The following is a 4,905-nucleotide window of genomic DNA, read 5'->3' on the forward strand; positions in this document are numbered from 1 at the left end:
CCCGCCTGGCCGCCCGCCGGGCTCCAGGCCGTGCCCGTGTTGACAAGACTGTCGCCCTGGCGGGAAACACTCCGAGCGCGGGACCCCTACGCCGTGCGTCTTCCCCCCGCCCCCGAGGCCGCATGGTGCGCTACGCGCTCGCCATCTTCACCAGCGCCTTCCTGCTCTTCGGCGTCCAGCCTCTGGCGGGTCGCTACGCCCTGCCCTGGTACGGCGGCACGCCCGCGGTGTGGACCGCGTGCATGCTGTTCTTCCAGGCCGTGCTGCTCGCGGGCTACGCCTACGCACACGCGGTGGCCTCCCGGCTGCGCCCGCGCGCGCAGGCCGCCCTGCACCTGAGCCTGCTGGTGGTGGCGTTGGCGGCGCTCGCGGCGCGGGCCTCGTGGACGGGCTCGCCGCTGGCGCCGGGGGACGGCTGGCGCCCCGTGGACGACCACCTGCCCGTGCTCCGGTTGATGCGGATGCTGGCCGCCACGCTGGGCCTGCCCTTCTTCGTGCTCAGCACCACCGGCCCGCTCATCCAGTCGTGGTTCGCGCGCGCGCGGCCGGAGCGCTCGCCGTATGTGCTCTACGCGCTCTCCAACGCGGGCTCGCTGCTGGCGCTCCTGGGCTACCCGTTCCTCGTGGAGCCCTGGGTGGGCCGGAGCGCGCAGGCGTGGGGCTGGGCCGCGGGCTTCGTGCTCTTCGTCCTCTGTGTCCTCGCCTGCGCCCGGGATCTGCTGCGCCGCGCCCCCGCGACGAACGCCCCCGAGACCTCCGCGAGCCCGGGTGTGGAAGCCCGCTCCGAAGCCTCCGCGGCATCGGCCTCGCAGCGTCCGGGAGTAGGGCCCACGCTGACGTGGCTGGCGCTGAGCACGTGCGCGTCGGTGCTGCTGTTGGCCACGACGAACAAGCTGTCCCAGGACGTGGCGGCGGGCCCCTTCCTGTGGGTGATGCCGCTGGCGGTGTACCTGATCACCTTCATCCTGGCCTTCTCGCGCGAGTCCTTCTACGCGCGCACGCCGTACTCGGTGGGGCTCATCGCCTCCGTGGTGCTGGTGACGTATGCGCACAAGGAGGGCCCCGCGCTGGGCCTGGGGTGGCAGGTGCTCTTCCACGCGTCCGCGCTCTTCACGGGCGCCATGGTGTGCCACGGCGAGCTGTACCGGCGCCGTCCGGCGCCGCGCTACCTGAGCGCCTTCTACCTCTGGGTGTCCGTGGGCGGCGTGGTGGGCGGCGTGTTCGTCAACCTGGTCGCGCCCGCCCTCTTCACCACCTACTGGGAGCACCCGCTGGCGCTGGCCGCGTGCTGCGCGGTGGCCTTCGCGGGGCTGATGCGCAAGCCGAAGGAGGAGACGGCGGTGGCGCGCACGCAGCGCCTCTTCCGCGGGGCGCTGCTGGTGGGCGTGGCGGTGCACCTGCCGGTGCTCGTCCTCACGGACCTGGGGCGCGTGCGCTTCGCCGCGCGCAACTTCTTCGGCGTGGTGCGCGTGCTGGAGCTGTCCCAGAACGATCCCCAGCAGCACCAGTACGTCCTGCGCCACGGCGCCATCACCCACGGCTGGCAGTACATCCGCCCGGAGCGCCGCAACCTCCCCACGGCGTACTACACGAAGGACGCCGGCCTGGGGCTCGCGCTCGCGGAGCAGCGCCGGTCGCGTCAGGCGCAGGGGCTGCCCACCGGCCTGCGCGTGGGCATGCTGGGGCTGGGCGTGGGCAACAGCGCGACGTTGATGGCCGCAGGGGACGACGTGCGCTTCTATGAAATCAACCCCGACATCATCGACCTCGCCAAGGGCCAGGGCGGCTTCTTCAGCACGCTGACGGACACGCCCGCGCACGTGGAGGTCGTCGAGGGCGACGCGCGCATCTCCCTGGAGAAGGAGCTGGAGCAGGGCTCGCGCCAGTTCGACGTGCTGGCGCTGGACGTCTTCAGCTCGGACGCCATTCCGGTGCACCTGCTGACGAAGGAGGCGGTGGCGCTCTACCTCCAGCACCTGGCGCCGCACGGCGTGCTGGCGATGCACATCAGCAACCAGCACCTGGACCTGGTGCCCATCAGCCTGGCGCACGCGCAGGCCGCCGGCCTGTCCGCGGCGCTCGTCGCGCGAGACAGCGACGGCGACGCGGTGGCCAGCTCGTGGATGCTGCTGAGCCGGGACCCGGAGTTCTTCTGGGGCTCCACCTTCAGCACGAGCCGTGCGCGCGTGCGCCGGCTGGTGCTGCGCGGCGAGCCGGAATACGTCTGGACGGACGAGCGCAGCAGCGTGCTCCAGGCCCTGCGCCCCAGGGACCAGGGCCCTGCCGGGGCGAATCCGAACGTCACGGACGCGCCCGCGCGGGCCCGGGTCCAGCCGGCGCAGCCCGTGGTCCAGCCCGCGTCGCCCTAGCTTCCCGGCGCGGTGGGGGACGGTGCGGGCTTCACGGTCAGCCGCGCGTCCAGCGCGGCCAGCACGCCCAGCACCGTGCACGGCAACACCAGCGTCACGGCCCCGTGGCGCAGGAACAGGTAGGGGCCCAGCGTGCAGCCCACGAGGAACGCCAGCACCAGGCCCAGGTGCAGCCGCGTGCGCTCGAACTCCACGGCGGAGGGCAGGTTCCGCACGCGGTGCCACACCCCCAGCGCGCCTTTCCCGTGGAGCCCGTCGCGCACCCACGTCAGCATCTGCACCAGCTGGATGCCGATGTCCGTGAGCATCCCCGTCACGTGCGTGGTGCGCACCACCGCGCCGGACACCCGGGTGACGAGCGCGTTCTGCAGCCCCATGGCGAAGGCGAAGCCCCAGAGCAGCATCGGCGCGCGCGTCTCCGGCATGGACGCGAGGCCCACGCCCACGGCGGCCAGCACGAACAGCTCCACCAGCAGCGCGGCCACGTGACGGCCCCGCGTGCGGTGCCTTGAGGCATCCAGCAGCGCCGTGGCGCAGAAGGCCCCGGCGACGAACAGCCCCATCAGCTGCGCGGGCAGCCGCGCCGTGTCCCAGCGGCCCTGGGCCAGGGACTCGCCCAGCGTGGCCATGTTCCCGGACATGTGGGACGCATGCGCGCCCAGCGCCACGAACCCCATGGCGTTGACCGCGCCGGCCACGGACGCCAGCAGCACGGCGAGCAGGGAGTAGGCGCGGCGGGACTGGGGCGACGACCGGGCACTGAACATGACGGACGGGCCAGGACGGCGGCTAGCCCGGCGGCCAGTGCAGGGTGCGGCCCGCGAGCAGGTGCAGGTGGATGTGGAACACCGTCTGGCCCGCATCGCGCTGGGTGTTCATCACCACGCGGTAGCCCGTGTCCGCGAAGCCCCGCTCGCGCGCCACCTTCGCCGCGCCGATGTAGAGGCTGCCCACCAGCTCCCGGTCCTCCGCCGTGATGTCGTTCACCGTGGCGATGTGCTTGCGCGGGATGAACAGCACGTGGGTGGGGGCCTGGGGGTTGATGTCCTCGAAGGCCAGGCAGTTTTCGTCCTGGTAGACGACCTTCGCCGGGATGAGGCCATCGCGAATCTTGCAGAAGAGGCAGTCGGATTCGGGCATGGCCGTGGCTTACCAACCTGACGGGGGGCCCGGAAGGGTCTTCCGCGTCCCAACTGTCCCGCTCAGGGCAGTCGCCACGAATAGCCGGGGTCCGGTGTGCAGTCCGCCACGGGCAGCTTCACCAGCGCCAGCGGGCCGTCCTGGACCAGCAGCGTGCCCGCGCCCTCGAAGCCCGCCCGGGTGATGACGTGGCTGAAGCGGCGGGAGTCCCGCCCGGGGCCGGTGTGGGGATACAGCGGCACCTTCCGGTGGAAGTAGCTGTAGCCCCCCGTCCACGCCAGGTGCACCGCCTCCACCTTGAGGCCGCACACGTCGTCTCGCCGGCCCGCCGCCTCCAGCAGCCGGTTGACGTGGCCCTGGTCGTCCCAGGCGCTGTCCTTGGGGCGCACGCGCTCGTACTGGCCCACGTCCCCGAAGGTGAGCGCCCCCACGCCCGCGCCGGACAACAGCGCCCCCGCGACCACCGCCACCGCGGCGGTGGCCTTGGCCGGAGTGCCGCGCAGCACCCGCAGGGCGGAGTCCAGCCCCACGCCCGCGAGCGCCGCGAACAGGGGCAGCACCGGCACCAGGAAGCGCAGCTCCTTGTGCGGCTGGTTCGCGTGCAGGAGGAAGAAGGCCGCGGCCAGGAAGGACAGCCCCCACGCCCGGGGCACCGCCAGCACCGCCAGCGCGGCCGTGAAGACGGTCAGCACCGGCATCGCCGTGCGCAGGATGCGCGGGTAGTACTCGAAGGGCTCCGTGCCCCACTGGGCCGCCTTGCCCTGCACCACGTTGAAGTCCAGGTAGACGATGGCGGAGTGGAACCACCGCCCCCAGGTGAGCTTGTCCAGCAGGCCAAAGGCCAGCGCCCACCCGGACAGCACCGCCAGGGCCACGCCCGCCTGACGCCACTGGCGCCTGCAGAGGAGCACCGCCACCAGGCCCACGCAGAAGACGCCGTTCTGAAGCCGCAGCAGCACCGCCAGCCCCAGCAGGGACGCCCCAACGACCAGCGAGCGCCGGGACGCGGCCTTCGGCAGCGCCAGGGCCAGGCCCAGCACCACCGGCAGCACGGAGGCGTTCTCGCTCATGGCCCGGGGCGCGAAGTACAGCGGCACCGACGCCAGGGCGAACAGGGCCGCCCCGCCAGAGGCCGCCAGGGTGGAGGCCCCGGACGCGCGGGCCAGCCGCCACGTGGCCCACGCCGTCGCCGTGCCCACCAGGGCGAAGAAGCCCTTCACCAGCCCCAGGTAGCCCGCCGGGTCCGTCAGCCCCACCAGCCGCCCCAGCCCCAGCACCCCCGCCACCAGCGCGGGCAGGGCCCAGTTCCGGGCCCCCTGGACGAACTCCCAGGCGACCAGGCCGTAGCCGTAGACCAGGCGGTGGGCAGGCTCCAGGCTCTGGTAGACCTCGTCCG

At 73.1% G+C, this 4,905-nt stretch carries 4 protein-coding genes; 1 reads left to right on the forward strand and 3 read right to left on the reverse strand.

Annotation, left to right across the window (positions count from 1 at the left end; all coding sequences use genetic code 11):
- The first annotated feature begins 122 nt into the window (after positions 1-122).
- Positions 123-2,369: a spermidine synthase gene (locus tag D7V80_RS40145; protein ID WP_120593043.1), complete on the forward strand. Its 2,247-nt coding sequence runs from the start codon at positions 123-125 to the stop codon at positions 2,367-2,369.
- On the opposite strand, the gene D7V80_RS40150 is transcribed toward D7V80_RS40145, so the two are convergent.
- The 3 genes from D7V80_RS40150 to D7V80_RS40160 form a co-directional block, all read right to left on the reverse strand.
- Complete coding sequence (locus D7V80_RS40150; RefSeq protein ID WP_120593044.1) at positions 2,366-3,136, reverse strand: YoaK family protein; 771 nt, start codon at positions 3,134-3,136, stop codon at positions 2,366-2,368. The genes D7V80_RS40145 and D7V80_RS40150 overlap by 4 nt on opposite strands.
- Before the next feature lie 22 nt (positions 3,137-3,158).
- Positions 3,159-3,509, reverse strand: coding sequence for a histidine triad nucleotide-binding protein (locus tag D7V80_RS40155; RefSeq protein WP_120593045.1), 351 nt, complete (start codon positions 3,507-3,509; stop codon positions 3,159-3,161).
- Between the two features lie 62 nt (positions 3,510-3,571).
- Positions 3,572-4,905: hypothetical protein (locus D7V80_RS40160; RefSeq protein WP_120593046.1), on the reverse strand; the 1,334-nt coding region annotated here is incomplete at its 5' end.

The sequence above is a fragment of the Corallococcus sp. CA054B genome (assembly GCF_003611625.1).
Classification (GTDB): domain Bacteria; phylum Myxococcota; class Myxococcia; order Myxococcales; family Myxococcaceae; genus Corallococcus; species Corallococcus coralloides.

Coding starts and splice junctions, on each gene's coding strand:
- D7V80_RS40145 (WP_120593043.1), top strand. CDS start 123: ATGGTGCGCTACGCGCTCGCCATCTTCACCAGCGCCTTCCTGCTCTTC.
- D7V80_RS40155 (WP_120593045.1), bottom strand. CDS start 3,509: ATGCCCGAATCCGACTGCCTCTTCTGCAAGATTCGCGATGGCCTCATC.
- D7V80_RS40150 (WP_120593044.1), bottom strand. CDS start 3,136: ATGTTCAGTGCCCGGTCGTCGCCCCAGTCCCGCCGCGCCTACTCCCTG.